Below are 16,716 nucleotides of genomic sequence, written 5' to 3' on the forward strand. Positions count from 1 at the left end.
GCCAGCGCATGTCCCTCGTCCCCCTCGATGCCGCCAGCACGGCGGCGCGCCTGCCGTATCCCGAACTGGCGCAAGCCATCGCCGACATGCTGGCCGAGCTGCGCGACGGCACCGCCATGGCGCCGCCGCGCATTGCGCTGCCGGTGGGCGATGCGCAAGGGGGCGAAGGCACGCTGCTGGTGATGCCCGCGCGCAACCGCAGCCTGGTGATGACCAAGAACATCACCGTCCATCCCGGCAACCCGCGGCGCGGGCTGCCCAATATCCTCGGCGAGGTGGTGGTGGCCGACGCGCACACCGGCGCGCGCATCGCCATGCTCGACGGCCCCACGGTGACGGGACGGCGCACTGCGGCCGTGTCGCTGCTGGCGGCGCAGTGCTTTGCCGCGCGCAAGGATTGCGAGTTGCTGATCGTCGGCGCCGGCGTGCAGGCGCTGACGCACCTGGAGGCCTTCGTGGCCGGGCTGGGCGTGCGCAAGGTGTGGCTGCATTCGCGCACGCGCGACAAGGCCGAGGCACTGGCCGCGCACGCGCGCACGCTGGGCGTGGAAGCGCAGGTAGCCGAGTCGGTCGCTGCAGTATTGCCTCGTGTATCGATGGTGGTCACGGTCACGTCCAGCCGCAGCCCGGTGCTGCCGGACCTGGACAGCGGCCTCTGGCGCGACGATCACTTCATTGCCGCGGTCGGTGCGTTCCGGCCCGACATGTGCGAACTGCCGCCGGCGCTGTGCCATGCGGCCGCGGATAGCGGGCGGCTGCTGGCCGATACCCTGTTCGGGATCGAGGACGAAGCCGGCGACCTGCTGCAGGCCGGCATCGACTGGGCCGACGTGCAGCCGTTCGAGACCGCGATCCTGCAGGCCGATGCCATCCGTGCGCGGGCCGGCAGCCCGCTGGTGTTCAAGAGCGTGGGCTACGCGCTGTGGGACCTGGCGGCCTGCGTGCTGGCCAGCCGCGGGTGACTAACCCGCGCCATCGCGGGCACGCAGCCAGTCGCTGAAAAGCTCGCGCGCCGGTGCCAGGAAGCCGGCGATCGGTTCGCTGCGGTCGCTGGCATACCAGTGGCAGTAGCAGCCGTGGATGGTCGCCACCATCAGGCGCGCCATCGGCGCGGGCAGTGGGCGCCCGGGGGCGGACAGCGCATCGACCAGGTCCTGCACATGCGCGTCCCAGCTGCGGCGGATCTCCTCGCGCACGTTGGGCGGCACGCTGCCTGAGAACAGCAAGGCCAGCACGACACCCTTGGCTTCCGGATTGGCCGTGAAATAGTCGGCCACCCGGTCGAAGGCGTTTTCCAGCCGCCGCGCCGCGGTCTTGCCCCGGTGCGGCTCCGTGCCGAGCTCCTCGCCGATATCCCGGAACAGGCTGGTTGCGGCCTCCGCCAGCAGCATTTCCTTGCTGCCGAAATGCCACAACAGGCTGCTCTTGGCCACGCCGGCCTCGGCGGAAATCTGGTCGAGGGTCACCTCGGCGTAGCCGTGTGCGCTGATCAGCCCGCGCGTCACGGCAAGGACGCGTTCCCGGGTTTCCAGGCCGCGGCGGTTCTTGGTGACGGAGGCTGGAGGCTTTTGTGCGGCCGGGCGGGTCGGTGGCATGGGCGGGGGCGGAAGACAGGTGGTGCCGGCAGCAATTTATGAGTATTCGGGCCGGATGCCTATTTGACAGCGGCCGGGGTCTGCCAGCAAACTCCAGTATTGTACTGAACGTTCAGCACAATTACGGAAGTGTTGCAGGCCGGATACGGACATCCGGCCCAGGATTTCCAGGAGACCAGGATGTCGTACCCGACTGCCATTGCCGCCGCCGCCGCCGCGCTGGCTGCAGCCGCCATCAGCCTTGCCGGCACCGCCGGCGCCGCACCTGCCCCGGCCACCGCGGGCAATCCCGCCACCGATGCCACCGCCCGTGCCAATGCGGCCGTGCTGCAACAGCTGCCGTTCCAGGACCGGCGTGACTTCGAGGCCGCGCGCCGTGGCTTTATCGGCACGCTGGATAACACCGAGATCCGCGATGCCAAGGGCAATGTGGTTTGGGCGCTGGCCCCCTATGGCTTCCTCAAGCAAGACCGGGCGCCGGCCACCGTGAACCCCAGCCTGTGGCGCCAGGCGCAGCTGAACATGCACAACGGGCTGTTCCAGGTGACGGATCGGATCTACCAGATCCGTGGCTTCGATATCGCCAACATGACGATCATCGAGGGCGATACCGGCCTGATCGTGATCGACCCGCTGACAGCGATGGAGACCTCGCGCGCCGGCCTCGACCTGTACTTCAAGCACCGGCCCAGGAAGCCCGTGGTCGCGGTGATCTATACGCACAGCCATGGCGACCACTTCGGTGGGGTCAAGGGCTTCGTCAGCGAAGACGACGTCAAGGCCGGGCGGGTCAAGGTGCTGGCCCCGGAAGGTTTCATGGAAGAGGCCGTCAGCGAGAACGTCTTCGCCGGCAACGCCATGAGCCGGCGCGCGCAGTACATGTATGGCTTCAACCTTCCGCGCTCGGCAACCGGGCAGGTGGATGCGGGGCTGGGCAAGGGGGTGGCGCACGGCACGCTGACGCTGATCCCGCCGACGGACCTGATCCACAAGACCGGCGAGACGCGCACCATCGATGGTGTGCAGATCGAATTCCTGATGGCGCCGGGCACCGAGGCCCCGGCCGAGATGCTGATGTACTTCCCGCAGTGGAAGGCACTGTGCGCCGCCGAGGACGCCACCCACAACCTGCACAACCTGTACACCATCCGCGGCGCCCAGGTGCGCGACGCCAACCAGTGGTGGCGCGCGCTGGACGAGACCATCGACCGCTTCGGCGGCCGCACCGAGGTCCTGTTCGCCCAGCACCACTGGCCTACCTGGGGCCGCCAGGACATCGTCACTTACCTGGGCAAGCAGCGCGACGGCTACAAGTACATCCATGACCAGTCGCTGCGGCTGGCCAACATGGGCTATGTGCCGGCCGAGATCGCCGAGCGCGTGAAGCTGCCGCCGTCGCTGGCCGCCGAATGGCATCTGCGCGACTACTACGGCACCGTCAGCCACAACGCCAAGGCGGTATACCAGCGCTACCTCGGCTGGTATGACGCCAACCCTGCCAACCTGAACCCGCTGCCGCCGGAAGAGGCGGGCAAGCGCTATGTCGAATTCATGGGCGGCGCGGCGCGCGTGCTGGAGCAGGCGCGTGCGGCGTATGCGCGTGGCGAATACCGCTGGGTGGCCGAGGTGGTCAAGCACGTGGTCTTTGCCGATCCGTCCAACCAGGCTGCCCGCCGGCTGGAAGCCGACGCGTTGGAGCAGCTCGGCTACCAGGCCGAATCCTCGACCTGGCGCAATGCCTACCTGACCGGTGCCGCCGAACTGCGCAGCGGCCCGCCCCAGGCCGGCCGCCGCGCCGGCAGCCCGGACGTGCTGCGCGCCATGACCGACACCATGTTCCTGGACTACCTGGCGATCAGCCTGAATGGCGACCGCGCCGCGGGCAAGACGCTGGCGCTGAACTGGGTACAGCCGGACACCGGCAAGCGCTTTGCGCTGACGGTGGAGAACGGCGTGTTCCGCTACAAGCCCGACGCGCAGCACGCGTCCCCGCAGGCCACGCTTACCATGCCGCGCGCCGTGCTGATGGGCGTGCTGGCCGGCCAGACCACACTGCAGGCCGAGACCCAGGCGGGCCGCGCCCGTGTGGACGGCGACCCGCAGGCGCTGGCGACGTGGACGGCGCTGATGGACAAGTCCGAGCCGAACTTCAGCATCGTGACACCCTAACCGCACCGAGATGGGGCAGGCGCGCGGCCACTGTTGCGTGCCCGCCCTATAAAACCGCTCTTGCCTCAGGGTTTTTTCCTGCGCGCGGCATAAACCGTTGTGCGGATGCCTCGGTGAACGGCCCTGAGAGCCGCTCCCATGCTGGTTTCTTAGTGGTTAACCCTCCCTTTAGGGGGCGTCCTCTACGAATCAGTGTCATCGGTGAAACAGTCGTGCTCCGGCTGGCCGGATAATGCACACGGCAGTAACCGAAAGAGGAGTAAGAGGATTATGAAATCGACCTATAAGAAGATGCTGGCGGCAGGCGCTGTCATGGCGCTGGCCGGAGCCGCACACGCGCAGTCCGCCGGCAGCAATATCGTCAGTCTGGGCTGGTTCCGCGTGATGCCGAACAGCTCCGCCGATCCGCTGACTGTCGACAGCATCAACGGCCGCCCGGTCGGCATGACCCGGCCGAACACCGGCGCGGAGATCGAATCTGCCGACACGCTGGGCCTGGCCTTCACGCACTTCTTCACCGACAACATCTCCGGTGAAATCGTCGCGGGCATTCCGCCCAAGCATGACGTCAAGGGCACCGGCAACTATGCCCAGTATGGCAAGCTCGGTTCGGTCAAGCAGTGGAGCCCGGCGCTGCTGGTCAAGTACCACTTCTTCGACGCCAAGACCAGGTTCCGTCCCTATGTCGGCATCGGCGTGAACTACACCTGGTTCACCGACGAGACCATCACCAACCAGAACTTCGTGAACCGCGAGTTCTTGCCGGGTGCGCGCATGACCGCCAGCGCCAAGCCGTCGTGGAACCCGGTCTTCAACATCGGCGCCAACTACGCCATCAACGACAACTGGTTCGTCGGCCTGTCGGTCTCGTACGTGCCGCTGTCGACCCGCGCGTCCTTCACCACGCAGGCGGGCCCGGTAACGATCCAGTCACACACCAAGATCAAGATCGATCCGGTGGTGACCTTCCTGAACGTGGGCTACCGCTTCTGAGCGCGGCACACTGACGGCAGAAAGGGCACCCGGGGGTGCCCTTTCTTGTTGGCGCCGGCTGCGGTGGCCAGCTTACGCCACCGACTTGACCGGATAGCCGGCCTCTTCGATGGCATCGCGCAGGGCCTCTGGGTCGGCGCTGCTCTCGACGCGTACGGCCTGGGCGGGCACATCCGCGCTGACACGCGCGGCCGGGTCAACCGTCTGTACGGCACGCGTGATGGCGCCCACGCAGTGGTTGCACGACATGCCTTCGACCTGGAACTGGATCATGGTGGGACTCTCCTGAACGGGATGAGACGGGCGGCGGGTGCCGCGACAGATGCAGTTTGAACCTTCCCATGGTGGGAAGCGCAAGAGGAATTTGTTGGCGCCGATGTGACGGTAATACCATGTGCATCCGGCCTTGACCTTCCAATGATGGTAAGGTCCATGATGCTGACATCGACACTGTGGATGACTCAGGACCCATGCCAAATTCCAGCGCTGTGCTCGCTTCACAACCTGTCCGGCCGGCCGACGAAATGCCCGAATGGCGCCTGCCGGTCGACGGCATGACCTGCGCCTCATGCGTGCGCCGCGTGGAGAACGCGCTGGCCCGGGTGCCGGGCGTGCGCGACGTGGCCGTCAACCTGGCAACTGAAGCCGCAACGCTGCGCGCCGACTCGGGCGCGGTGCTGCCGGCCGCCGCCCGTGCCGTGGCCGATGCCGGCTACACGGTGCCGCAGGACACCATCGGACTGAATATTGCCGACATGACCTGCGCCTCATGCGTGTCCCGGGTCGAAAAGGCGCTGCGCGCCGTGCCGGGCGTGATGGAGGCGCAGGTCAACCTGGCGACCGAGCGCGCCAGCGTCACGCTGCTGCGCGGCGCGGCGGATACTGCGGCGCTGGTGGCCGCGGTCGCGCGCGCGGGCTATGGTGCGACGCCGGTGGCCGATGCCGCATCGCAGGCGCCGCAGGCCGCGCAGGGCACTGCCTTCTGGGATGGCCCCTGGCCGGTGGCGATCTCGGCGGCGCTGTCGCTGCCGCTGGTGGCACCCATGGTGCTGGAATGGCTCGGCGTGCACTGGATGCTGCCGGCATGGGTGCAGTGGCTGCTGGCCACGCCGGTGCAGTTCGTGTTCGGCTGGCGCTTCTACAAGGCTGGCTGGAAGGCGGTGCGCGCCGGCGCCGGCAATATGGATTTGCTGGTGGCGCTGGGCACGACGGCGGCCTATGGGCTGTCGCTGTGGCTGATGTGGCGCACGCCGGCCGACGCCATGCCGCACCTGTACTTCGAAAGCGCGGCGGTGGTGATCACGCTGGTGCGCCTGGGCAAGTGGCTGGAGACCCGCGCCAAGCGCCAGACCGCCGATGCCATCCGCGCGCTCGCGGCGCTGCGTCCCGATACTGCCCGCGTGCGCCGCGGCGGCGTGGAGCAGAGCGTGCCGCTGGCGGCGGTGCGCGTGGGCGACGAGGTGGTGGTGCGCCCCGGCGAGCGCATCCCGGTGGACGCCGAGGTGATCGAAGGCAACAGCCACGCGGACGAATCGATGCTGACCGGTGAAAGCGTGCCCGTGCCGAAGAAGCCCGGCGACCGCATCACCGGCGGCGCCATCAATTTCGAAGGGCTGCTGGTTGCGCGCACCGAGGCGGTGGGCGCCGAGACCGTACTGGCACGCATCATCCGCATGGTCGAGCACGCACAGGCGGCCAAGGCGCCGATCCAGCGCATGGTCGACCAGGTCAGCGCGGTGTTCGTGCCGGTGGTGCTGGGCATCGCGCTGCTGACGGTGCTGGGCTGGGGCCTCTTTGCCGGCGACTGGGAAACCGCATTGCTCAACGCGGTGGCGGTGCTGGTGATCGCCTGCCCGTGCGCGCTGGGCCTGGCCACACCCACGGCAATCATGGCCGGCACCGGCGCCGGCGCGCGCGCCGGCATCCTGATCAAGGATGCCGAGGCACTGGAGGTGGCGCACCGCGTCAGCGTGGTGGCATTCGACAAGACCGGCACGCTCACGGTGGGCAAGCCGGAAGTGGTGGCGCTGCATGCGGCCGATCCCGCCGATGCCGACGGCAGCGCGCTGCTGGCGCGGCTGGCCGCGCTGCAGGCCGGCAGCGAGCATCCGCTGGCCCGCGCCGTGCTGGCCGCAGCGCAGGCGCGCGGCATTGCCGCGCCGCAGGCCACGGAAGTGCAGGCCCTGCCAGGCCGCGGCATTGCCGGCGTGGTGGACGGCCAGGCGCTGCAACTGGGCAGCGAGCGCCTGCGTGAAGCGCTGGGCGCAGCGGCAGGCACGCTGGCAACGCTGGCGGAGCAGTTACGCGCGGACGGCCGTACCGTGTCGTGGCTGGTCGAAACCACGCTGCCGCGCGTGGCCGGGCTGGTCGCGTTCGGCGATGCCATCAAGCCGGGCGCGCCGGCGGCGATCGCCAGGCTGCGCGCGGCCGGTGTGCGCACCGTGATGCTGACCGGCGACAATGCCGGCGCGGCGGCGCGCGTGGCGCAGGCGCTGGGGCTGGACGACGTGCAGGCCGAGGTGCTGCCCGAGGACAAGGCTGCCCGGGTGCAGGCGCTGGGGCGCGATGGCGCGGTGGTGGCGATGGTGGGCGACGGCATCAACGATGCGCCGGCGCTGGCGGCGGCGGATGTGGGCATTGCCATGTCGACCGGCACCGACGTGGCCATGCACGCCGCCGGCATCACGCTGATGCGCGGCGACCCGGCGCTGGTGGCCGATGCGCTGGCGGTCTCGCACCGCACCGTGCGCAAGATCCGGCAGAACCTGTTCTGGGCTTTTTTCTACAACGTGGTAGGCATTCCGCTGGCAGCGGCCGGGTTGCTGAATCCGGTGGTGGCGGGTGCGGCGATGGCTTTCTCCAGTGTCAGCGTGGTCAGCAATGCGCTGCTGCTGCGCCGCTGGCGTCCGCAGGCCGGGGCTGCCACGGCACAGGGAGGCGAGCGATGAATATCGGCGAAGCGGCGCAGGCGTCGGGCGTGTCGGCCAAGATGATCCGGCACTATGAATCGATCGGGCTGGTGGCGGCACCGCCGCGCACCGAGGGCGGCTACCGTCGCTATGACGAACGCGCCGTGCACAACTTGCGCTTCGTGCGGCGCGCCCGTAATCTGGGATTCTCGCTCGACGAAATCCGCAACCTGCTGTCGCTTTGGCATGACCGCGGCCGCGCCAGTGCCGACGTCAAGGCGCTGACGCTGCGGCATGTGGCCGACCTTGAGCTGCGCATCGCTGAACTGGCCGCCATGCGCGACACGCTGCGCGAGCTGGCGCAGCACTGCAGCGGCGACGATCGGCCGGATTGCCCGATCCTCGCCGATATGGCGCAGCCGGAAGCGCAGGGCAGGCTTGCCTGCCACGGTTGAGCGGGACAGAGTGCAAGGCAGGCAGCAGGCAGCACCACAAAGAATAACGACAGCCGGCGCCAGCCTTTTGCTGGCGCTCCGTGCCGGGAGGAGACTTGCGCGAATGGAACAACCGATGACGGACGATCCTGCTATTGCCGGTGTTGCCGGCATGCCTGCCGATACCCCAGCCGGCACGCACGCGCCGGTACAGAGCCGCCAGCGCATGCGCGACGGCACCGAGCTGCTGCTGCGCACCTGGCAGCCCGATCCGGCGCGCTTTGCCGAGCCGCTCGGCTCGGTGCTGCTGGTGCATGGGCTTGCCGAGCATGCCGGACGCTACCAGCATGTGGCCGATGTGCTGTGCGGGCTGGGCCTGCGCGTGCGCGCGCACGACCTGCGCGGCCATGGCGCCAGCGGCGGCGCGCGCATGGTGGCGGACCATCAGGATGCCTACCTCGACGACCTCGCCGAGATCTATGATGCCGCGGTGCCGGGCTGGAACGAGTTGCCGATCCTGCTCGGCCACAGCATGGGCGGGATGATCGCGGCGCGCTTTGCCACCGCGCGCGTGCGCCCGGTGCGCGCGCTGGTGCTGTCCTCGCCTGCGCTGGCGCTGCGCCTGTCGGGCCCGATGCTGGCGCTGCACCGCGTGCTGCTGGCGCTGGCGCCGCGGCTGCGCGTGCCCAATCCGATCGATGCGCGGCTCTTGTCGCACGATCCCGCCGTGGTGGCCGCCTACCGCTCAGACCCGCTGGTGCAGACCACCATCACCGCCAGCGTACTGGAGAGCTTTATCCGCGGCATGGCGCAGGCCCAGGCCGATGCCGCGCTGCTGGAGGCCCCCATGCTGATGCTGGTCGGTGGCGCCGACCGCGTGGTGGACCCGGCCGGCAGCCGCAGCTTCTTCGACCACGCGCCGCCGGAGTTGCGCGAACAGGTCTGGTTCGAGCACGGCTACCACGAGATCTTCAATGAAGCGCAGCCGCTGCGCGGCGAAGTGTTCGCGGCGCTGACCGGCTGGCTGCAGCGTCACCTGCAGCAGCAGGGACACTAAGTCCGGAACACCGACTCGGCCACGCCGAACACTGCCGCGACGACCGGGTCGTCGCGGCGCGTGGCCAGGCATACCAGCGTCAGCTCGGTCTGCACCGAGACCCCTTCAACGATCACCAGCCCGTGCGCATGCGATTCGCGCAGCGCGATCGCGTCGCGCACCAGCGACAGCCCCACGCCGGAGCGCACCAGGTCCAGCATCGAAGCCTCCTGGTCGACATGCGCCACCTTGGGCACGCCGGCCGGGTCGACGCCGGCCTGCGCAAAGCGCGCGGACAAGAGCCGGTTGTGCGCCGATTCGGGCGGCGTCCAGATCCACGGCAGCGTTGCCAGCTGCGCCCATGAACGCAGCGCGGTGCGCTCTTTCCAGCCCTTGGGTGCCACCACATAGTAGGAGAACGGCGTCAGCGTCAGCGCATGGAAGCCGGCGTCAGGCGGCTGGCCCAGGTAGAAGCCCACGTCGAGCGCGCCGCTGCGTACCTGTTGCAGCACCCAGCCCGACATGCCGTGGCGCAGTTCTGTGCCGATCTGCGGGTGGCGTTCCACCAGCGTGCGCAGCATCGGGCCCAGCCGCGTGAATTCCGGATCGAGGATGGTGCCGATCGCCAGCCGGCCGCGCACGGTGTGATGCATCGCGCTGACGGTGTGCTGCAGGTTGCCCACGCCGTCGAGGATGCGTTCGGCCAGCGGCAGCAGTGCGGCGCCGTCGGCGGTCAGCGTCAGGCCCGCGGCAGTGCGCTCGAACAGCCGGATGCGCCACGCCGATTGCAGCGCCTTCAACTGCAGGCTGACTGCGGGCTGGGTCAGGTGCAGCCGCTGCGCGGCGCGGGTCAGGTTGCCCTCGCGCGCGACGGCAACGAAGGCGCGCAGGTGGTGGAGGTCCAAGGCAGTGTCGGGGCGAAAGGTGGCGCAGGGGCGAGGCGTGGTGCGGCGCAATATTTTGCGCGGCTTATATTGCGATTGACGATAAATCATTGGACGGGGCCGCGCAACTGCACCAAGCTTGCGCTCAATACGGCCCGGCACGCCTTGTGCGGCGCGGCATCGATGCCAGCGCGAGACTGGCGGATGTTTGCGCCAGCGTCTTCACCAGACGCAAAGATCGGGCGAGCCGCATGCCGTCAGCGACCCAGCATTCAGGAGCGGAAGTGGAAGACATCCTTGCAGAAGCCAGCGCGGTGCAGACCATCATCGGCCATAGCATCGCAGGCCGGCAGACACGCGGCGCATCGCAGCGTCTGGCCGATATCTATAACCCCGCCACCGGCGAAGTCGCAGCACGCGTGGCGCTCGGCACCACGCAGGACGTGGCCGACGCCGTCGCCGCCGCCCATGCGGCATTCCCCGCCTGGGCCGACACCCCGCCGCTGCGCCGCGCGCGCATCCTGTTCAAGTTCAAGGAGCTGCTCGACCAGCACCACGACGACCTGGCCGCGCTGATCACGCGCGAGCACGGCAAGGTGTTCTCGGACGCCAGGGGCGAAGTCACGCGCGGCATCGAGGTGGTGGAATTTGCCTGCGGCATCCCCAGCCTGCTCAAGACCGACTTCACCGACAACATCGGCGGCGGCATCGATAACTGGAACCTGCGCCAGCCTCTGGGCGTGGTGGCAGGCATCACGCCGTTCAACTTCCCGGTGATGGTGCCGATGTGGATGTTCCCGGTGGCGCTGGCGTGCGGCAATACCTTCGTGCTGAAGCCGTCGGAACGTGATCCGTCGCCGAGCCTGCTGATTGCCGACCTGCTGCGCCAGGCTGGTTTGCCCGATGGCGTGTTCAATGTCGTGCAGGGCGACAAGGAAGCGGTCGATGCACTGCTGGCGCATCCGGATGTGCAGGCGCTGTCGTTCGTCGGTTCGACGCCGATTGCCGAGTACATCTATACGGAAGGCACCAAACACGGCAAGCGCGTGCAGGCATTGGGCGGCGCCAAGAACCACCTGGTGGTGATGCCCGATGCCGATCTCGACCAGGCGGTCGATGCGCTGATCGGTGCCGCGTATGGTTCTGCCGGCGAACGCTGCATGGCGATCTCGGTCGCCGTGGCCGTGGGCGATGTCGCTGACAAGCTCGTGCCGCGCCTCGCCGAACGTGCGAGCTCGCTGAAGATCCGCAACGGCATGGAGTCCGACGCCGAAATGGGTCCGCTGGTAACCGCTGCGCACAAAGCGAAGGTGGAGGGCTATATCGCCAAGGGCGTGGAAGAGGGCGCGACGCTGGTCACCGATGGCCGCGGTCATACCGTACCCGGCCATGAGAACGGCTTCTATGTCGGCGGCACGCTGTTCGACCACGTCAAGCCGGATATGACGATCTACAAGGAAGAGATCTTCGGCCCGGTGCTGTCGGTAGTGCGCGTGCATGACTTTGCCGAAGCGGTGGCGCTGATCAATGCGCATGAATTCGGCAACGGCGTGTCGTGCTACACCAGCGACGGCGGCATCGCGCGTGCGTTCGCGCGGCAGATCCAGATCGGCATGGTCGGCATCAATGTGCCGATCCCGGTGCCGATGGCGTGGCATTCTTTCGGTGGCTGGAAGCGATCGCTGTTCGGCGACCATCACGCCTATGGCGAAGAGGGTGTGCGCTTCTACACGCGCTACAAGAGCGTGATGCAGCGTTGGCCGGATTCGATCGCCAAGGGCGCCGAGTTCACCATGCCGGTGGCGAAATAAGCCGCAACGATGACGACAAGAACAGCGATGGAGACATTCGACTACATCATCGTGGGGGCCGGTTCGGCAGGCTGTGTCCTGGCCAACCGCCTGACGCAGGATGCGGACGTCAGCGTGCTGCTGCTGGAGGCCGGCGGCAAGGACGACTACCACTGGATCCATATCCCAGTGGGCTACCTGTACTGCATCGGCAACCCGCGCACCGACTGGCTCTATCGCACCGAGGCCGAGGCCGGCCTGAACGGCCGCTCGCTCGGCTATCCGCGCGGGCGCGTGCTGGGCGGTTGCTCGTCGATCAACGGCATGATCTATATGCGCGGCCAGCGCGAGGATTATGACGAGTGGGCGCGGCTCACCGGTGATGCTGGCTGGCGCTGGGACAATGTGCTGCCGTTGTTCAAGCGCAGCGAGGACCACCACCGCGGCCCGAGCGAATTCCATGGCGCCGGCGGCGAATGGCGCGTGGAAGGCCAGCGCCTGCGCTGGGACATCCTGGAGCGCTTTGCCGATGCCGCCGAAGAGGCGGGGATTCCGCGCACGGAGGACTTCAACCGCGGCGACAACTTCGGCGTCGGCTATTTCGAAGTGAACCAGCGCCGCGGCATCCGCTGGAACACGGCCAAGGCGTTCCTGCGGCGTGCGTCGGAGCGTCCCAACCTGACCATTGTCACCGGGGCGCAGGTGAGCGGGCTGACCTTCGACGGGCGCCGCTGCACCGGCGTGAACTATATCGGCGGCGGCCGGCCGCACACGGTGGCGGCCACGCAGGAAGTGATCCTCGCCGCGGGCGCGGTCAATACGCCGCAGCTGCTGGAGCTGTCGGGCATCGGCCAGGCCGAGCGCCTGCAGGCGCTGGGTATCCCGGTGCGCCATGCGCTCGCCGGCGTGGGCGAGAACCTGCAGGACCACCTGCAACTGCGCTCGGTGGTGAAGGTCAGCGGCGTGCGCACGCTCAACACGCGCGCCGCGAGCCTGTGGGGCAAGTTCTGCATCGGCGTGCAGTACGCCTTCAACCAGAGCGGGCCGATGAGCATGGCGCCGTCGCAGCTGGGTGCCTTTGCGCGCTCGGACCCGGCGCAGGCGCGGCCGAACGTGGAGTACCACGTGCAACCCTTGTCGCTGGACAAGTTCGGCGACCCGCTGCATGCGTTCAACGCCTTTACCGCGAGTGCCTGCAACCTGCGGCCGACCTCGCGCGGCAGCGTGCATGTCGGCAGCGCGGATTTCCGCCAGGCGCCGGTGATCGCGCCCAATTACCTGGCGACCGACGAGGATCGGAAAGTCGCGGCCGACTCCATCCGGCTCACGCGCCGCATCGTGGCGTCGCCGGCGCTGGCACCGTTCCAGCCCGAGGAATGGCTGCCGGGCCCGGCATTCCAGACCGACGAACAGCTGGCCGAAGCGGCCGGCAATATCGGCACCACCATCTTCCATCCGGTGGGCACCTGCAAGATGGGCCGCGCCGACGACCCGATGGCCGTGGTCGACCATCGCCTGCGCGTGCTGGGTATCGATGGCCTGCGCGTGGTCGATGCCTCGGTGATGCCGCTGATCACATCGGGCAACACCAATTCGCCGACCATCATGATCGCCGAGCGCGCCAGCGACCTGATCCGCGAAGACCGCCGGCAGGGCCTGGCGGCGGCGGAAGTATTGGTGCAACCGGCGCCGGCGGCAGCCGCTGCAGGCGCCTGACATGAGCGCGCCACGGGTCGCGGGCGGGGCCGTGACCGAGTGGCGCAGCCTGCTCATGTGCGCTTGCAAAAAAACTGACACTTGGTTCATGTTTCATAGTGCAAACCCCGATGTTTTGCGATGCAACAGGCGCACACAATAGACGCCTCACAGGGTGCGTCGGCAGCACATCGAAGCCATCGCCGCAACCTGCGCGGGAGCCGCCCCGCACCAATACAGAAAGCCGCAGGCAGGGCCGCAAGCACGGCCAGCCTGGCGGAACAAGCGGCAGCAAGGGCCTACAAGGCCGGTTCGGACCATTGTCAGTGCCGGGCATCACCCCGGCAGTTCAGCAAGAGGGCGGGCAGGAGACATGAACCAGCAGGAAACCATCCTGGAAACGCGGAACCTCACCAAGGAGTTCAAGGGGTTCACGGCGGTGAGCGACGTCAACCTGCAGGTGCGCCGCGGGTCGATCCATGCGTTGATCGGGCCCAACGGCGCGGGCAAGACGACTTGCTTCAACCTGCTCACCAAGTTCCTGGAGCCGACCACCGGCACCATCCTTTTCAACGGCATCGACATCACCCGTGAAAAGCCCGCGCAGATCGCGCGGCGCGGCGTGATCCGTTCGTTCCAGATCTCGGCGGTATTCCCGCACCTGACGGTGATGGAGAACGTGCGCATCGGGCTGCAGCGCCAGCTTGGCACGGCGTACCAGTTCTGGCGCAGCGAGCGCTCGCTGGACGTGCTTAATGACCGCGCCATGGAGCTGCTAGAGCAGGTCGGCCTGACCGAGTTCGCGCAGACGCTGACGGTGAACCTGCCGTACGGCCGCAAGCGCGCGCTGGAGATCGCCACCACGCTGGCGATGGAGCCCGAGCTGATGCTGCTCGACGAGCCCACGCAGGGCATGGGCCACGAAGACGTGGACCGCGTCACGCAGCTGATCAGGAAGGTCTCGGCGGGCCGCACCATCCTGATGGTGGAACACAACATGAGCGTGGTCTCGTCGATCGCTGACAAGATCACCGTGCTGCAGCGTGGCGCGATCCTGGCCGAAGGCCCGTATGCCGAAGTGTCCAGGGACCCGCGCGTGATGGAGGCCTACATGGGCACCGTCGACGCGGAACTGCAGGGCGCGCACTGAGAGGGCCGGGGAACGATATGACTTCATTGAACACACCCGCGCTCGAGATCAAGGACCTGCACGCCTGGTACGGCGAATCGCACATCCTTCACGGCGTGGATTTGACCGTGAACCGCGGCGAAGTGGTCACGCTGCTGGGCCGCAACGGCGCTGGCCGCACCACCACGCTGCGCGCGATCATGGGACTGACCGGCGCGCGCAAGGGCTCGATCAAGGTCAATGGCCACGAGACCATCAGCCTGCCCACGCACAAGATCGCGCACTACGGCATTGGCTATTGCCCCGAAGAGCGGGCGATCTTCTCCAGCCTCTCATGCGAAGAGAACCTGATGCTGCCGCCGGTGCTGAAGGGCGCCGACACCAGCAAGGGCATGAGCGAAACCGATATCTACGAGATGTTCCCGAACCTGAAGGAGCGCCGCCAGAGCCAGGGCACGCGTCTTTCCGGCGGCGAGCAGCAGATGCTGGCGGTCGGGCGCATCCTGCGCACCGGCGCCAACCTGCTGCTGCTCGATGAAATCTCGGAAGGGTTGGCACCGGTGATCGTGCAGGCGCTTGCGCGCATGATCCTGATGCTCAAGCAGAAGGGGTACACGGTGGTGATGGTGGAGCAGAACTTCCGCTTTGCCGCGCCGCTGGCTGACCGCTTCTACGTGATGGAGCACGGCAGCATCGTCGAGCGCTTCGCGGCCAATGAGCTGGAGGCCAAGATGCCGGTGCTGCACGAACTGCTCGGGGTCTGATCCGCACGGATCATGGGTTGATGTTTGGCAGGAACGGGTGGCGCGCACGCCGCCGCAAATCAGGAGACATAGACATGAAAAAGACTCGGCTCGCGGCCGCGATGGCGGCCATTGCCATGGGTGCGGTTTCCTTCAGCGCCGTTGCCCAGGTGTCCGGTGACACCGTGAAGATCGGCTACATCACCGACATGTCGGGCCTGTACGCCGACATCGACGGCCCCGGCGGCCTGGAAGCCATCAAGATGGCGGTCGAGGACCGCGGCGGCAAGGTGCTGGGCAAGCCCATCGAGATTGTCTCTGCCGACCACCAGAACAAGGCCGACATCGCCGCCTCGAAGGCGCGCGAATGGATGGACCAGCAGGGCCTGGACCTGCTGCTGGGCGGTACCAACTCGGGCACCGCGCTGGCGATGAACAAGGTGGCTTCGGAGAAGAAGCGCGTCTACATCAACATCGGCGCCGGCACCGCGCGCCTGACCAACGAAGAGTGCTCGCCGTACACGGTGCACTACGCCTATGACACGGTGGCGCTGGCCAAGGGCACCGGCAGCGCGGTGGTCAAGCAGGGCGGCAAGTCGTGGTTCTTCCTGACCGCCGACTACGCCTTCGGCCATTCGCTGGAAAGCGATACCGCGGCGGTGGTCAAGGCCAGCGGTGGCACGGTGGCGGGCCAGGTGCGCCATCCGCTGTCGGCATCGGACTTCTCGTCGTTCCTGCTGCAGGCGCAGTCGTCCAAGGCGCAGATCCTGGGCCTGGCCAACGCCGGCGGCGACACCATCAATGCGATCAAGGCGGCCAAGGAATTCGGCATCACCAAGTCGATGAAGATCGCCGGCCTGCTGATGTTCATCAACGATGTGCACAGCCTCGGGTTGAAGAACACCGAAGGCCTGCTGATGACCGACAGCTGGTACTGGGACATGAACGACGACACCCGCAAGTTCGCCAACCGCTTCTTCGGCAAGATGAAGAAGATGCCGAGCAGCCTGCAGGCCGCGGACTACTCGGCGGCCAGCACCTACCTGAAGGCGGTGGAAGCGGCCAAGACCGACGATCCGGACAAGGTCATGGCCGAGTTGAAGAAGATGAAGATCAACGACTTCTATACCAAGGGCTATATCCGCCAGGACGGCCGTGGCATCCACGACATGTACCTGATGCAGGTGAAGACCGCGGCAGAGTCGAAGAAGCCGTGGGACTACCTGAAGGTGGTCGCGACCATTCCGGGTGACCAGGCCTTCACCACGGTGGCCGAGTCGAAGTGCGCAATGCTGAAGAAGTAAGCTGATGTGAGATCTGCCGGCGGCGCGCCACCTGC

14 protein-coding genes are annotated in these 16,716 nt (G+C 67.5%); 11 read left to right on the forward strand and 3 right to left on the reverse strand.

Annotated elements, in window-relative coordinates:
- Window positions 1-8 precede the first annotated feature (8 nt).
- Window positions 9-962 carry a delta(1)-pyrroline-2-carboxylate reductase family protein gene (locus tag I6H87_RS07430; RefSeq protein WP_011616246.1) on the forward strand — a complete coding sequence of 318 codons (954 nt, stop codon included), beginning with the start codon at window positions 9-11 and terminating at the stop codon, window positions 960-962.
- On the opposite strand, the gene I6H87_RS07435 is transcribed toward I6H87_RS07430, so the two are convergent.
- Window positions 963-1,595: a TetR/AcrR family transcriptional regulator gene (locus tag I6H87_RS07435; protein WP_011616245.1), complete on the reverse strand. Its 633-nt coding sequence runs from the start codon at window positions 1,593-1,595 to the stop codon at window positions 963-965.
- Window positions 1,596-1,775: 180 nt separating this feature from the next.
- Here I6H87_RS07435 and I6H87_RS07440 point away from each other — a divergent pair, with 180 nt between their 5' ends.
- Window positions 1,776-3,764, forward strand: a complete 1,989-nt coding sequence (locus I6H87_RS07440) for an alkyl/aryl-sulfatase (protein ID WP_011616244.1) — start codon at window positions 1,776-1,778, stop codon at window positions 3,762-3,764.
- A 270-nt stretch (window positions 3,765-4,034) separates the two neighbouring features.
- Window positions 4,035-4,757 (forward strand): OmpW/AlkL family protein, encoded by a 723-nt coding sequence (locus I6H87_RS07445; protein WP_010811296.1) that lies wholly within the window; start codon window positions 4,035-4,037, stop codon window positions 4,755-4,757.
- A 72-nt stretch (window positions 4,758-4,829) separates the two neighbouring features.
- Here the strand turns inward: I6H87_RS07445 and I6H87_RS07450 are convergent, their stop codons facing one another.
- A complete protein-coding gene (locus I6H87_RS07450) occupies window positions 4,830-5,030 on the reverse strand; it encodes a heavy-metal-associated domain-containing protein (RefSeq protein WP_011616243.1) in 201 nt (66 codons plus the stop codon).
- 197 nt (window positions 5,031-5,227) lie between these two features.
- On the opposite strand from I6H87_RS07450, the gene I6H87_RS07455 reads away from it, so the two are divergent.
- The 3 genes from I6H87_RS07455 (at window position 5,228) to I6H87_RS07465 (ending at window position 9,157) form a co-directional block, all read left to right on the forward strand.
- Window positions 5,228-7,705 carry a heavy metal translocating P-type ATPase gene (locus I6H87_RS07455; RefSeq protein WP_011616242.1) on the forward strand — a complete coding sequence of 826 codons (2,478 nt, stop codon included), beginning with the start codon at window positions 5,228-5,230 and terminating at the stop codon, window positions 7,703-7,705.
- On the forward strand, window positions 7,702-8,121 hold the full coding sequence (gene cueR / locus I6H87_RS07460) for a Cu(I)-responsive transcriptional regulator (protein WP_010811293.1): 420 nt from the start codon (window positions 7,702-7,704) through the stop codon (window positions 8,119-8,121). Before I6H87_RS07455 ends, cueR begins: the two co-directional genes overlap by 4 nt.
- Before the next feature lie 103 nt (window positions 8,122-8,224).
- Window positions 8,225-9,157: an alpha/beta hydrolase gene (locus tag I6H87_RS07465; protein ID WP_010811292.1), complete on the forward strand. Its 933-nt coding sequence runs from the start codon at window positions 8,225-8,227 to the stop codon at window positions 9,155-9,157.
- On the opposite strand, the gene I6H87_RS07470 is transcribed toward I6H87_RS07465, so the two are convergent.
- Window positions 9,154-10,041, reverse strand: a complete 888-nt coding sequence (locus I6H87_RS07470) for a LysR family transcriptional regulator (protein ID WP_041687575.1) — start codon at window positions 10,039-10,041, stop codon at window positions 9,154-9,156. The two genes, I6H87_RS07465 and I6H87_RS07470, sit on opposite strands and share 4 nt — an antisense overlap.
- 230 nt (window positions 10,042-10,271) lie before the next feature.
- Here I6H87_RS07470 and I6H87_RS07475 point away from each other — a divergent pair, with 230 nt between their 5' ends.
- The 5 genes from I6H87_RS07475 (at window position 10,272) to I6H87_RS07495 (ending at window position 16,681) form a co-directional block, all read left to right on the forward strand.
- Entirely contained in the window at window positions 10,272-11,831 is a 1,560-nt protein-coding gene (locus I6H87_RS07475) for a CoA-acylating methylmalonate-semialdehyde dehydrogenase (RefSeq protein WP_231881368.1), read from the forward strand.
- Between the two features lie 27 nt (window positions 11,832-11,858).
- Window positions 11,859-13,526, forward strand: a complete 1,668-nt coding sequence (locus tag I6H87_RS07480) for a GMC family oxidoreductase (protein ID WP_010811289.1) — start codon at window positions 11,859-11,861, stop codon at window positions 13,524-13,526.
- A 352-nt stretch (window positions 13,527-13,878) separates the two neighbouring features.
- On the forward strand, window positions 13,879-14,655 hold the full coding sequence (locus I6H87_RS07485) for an ABC transporter ATP-binding protein (RefSeq protein WP_010811288.1): 777 nt from the start codon (window positions 13,879-13,881) through the stop codon (window positions 14,653-14,655).
- Window positions 14,656-14,672: 17 nt separating this feature from the next.
- Complete coding sequence (locus tag I6H87_RS07490; RefSeq protein WP_011616239.1) at window positions 14,673-15,398, forward strand: ABC transporter ATP-binding protein; 726 nt, start codon at window positions 14,673-14,675, stop codon at window positions 15,396-15,398.
- 74 nt (window positions 15,399-15,472) lie between these two features.
- On the forward strand, window positions 15,473-16,681 hold the full coding sequence (locus tag I6H87_RS07495) for an ABC transporter substrate-binding protein (RefSeq protein ID WP_010811286.1): 1,209 nt from the start codon (window positions 15,473-15,475) through the stop codon (window positions 16,679-16,681).
- Window positions 16,682-16,716 lie beyond the last annotated feature (35 nt).

Source organism: Cupriavidus necator, assembly GCF_016127575.1.
Classification (GTDB): Bacteria; Pseudomonadota; Gammaproteobacteria; order Burkholderiales; family Burkholderiaceae; genus Cupriavidus; species Cupriavidus necator_D.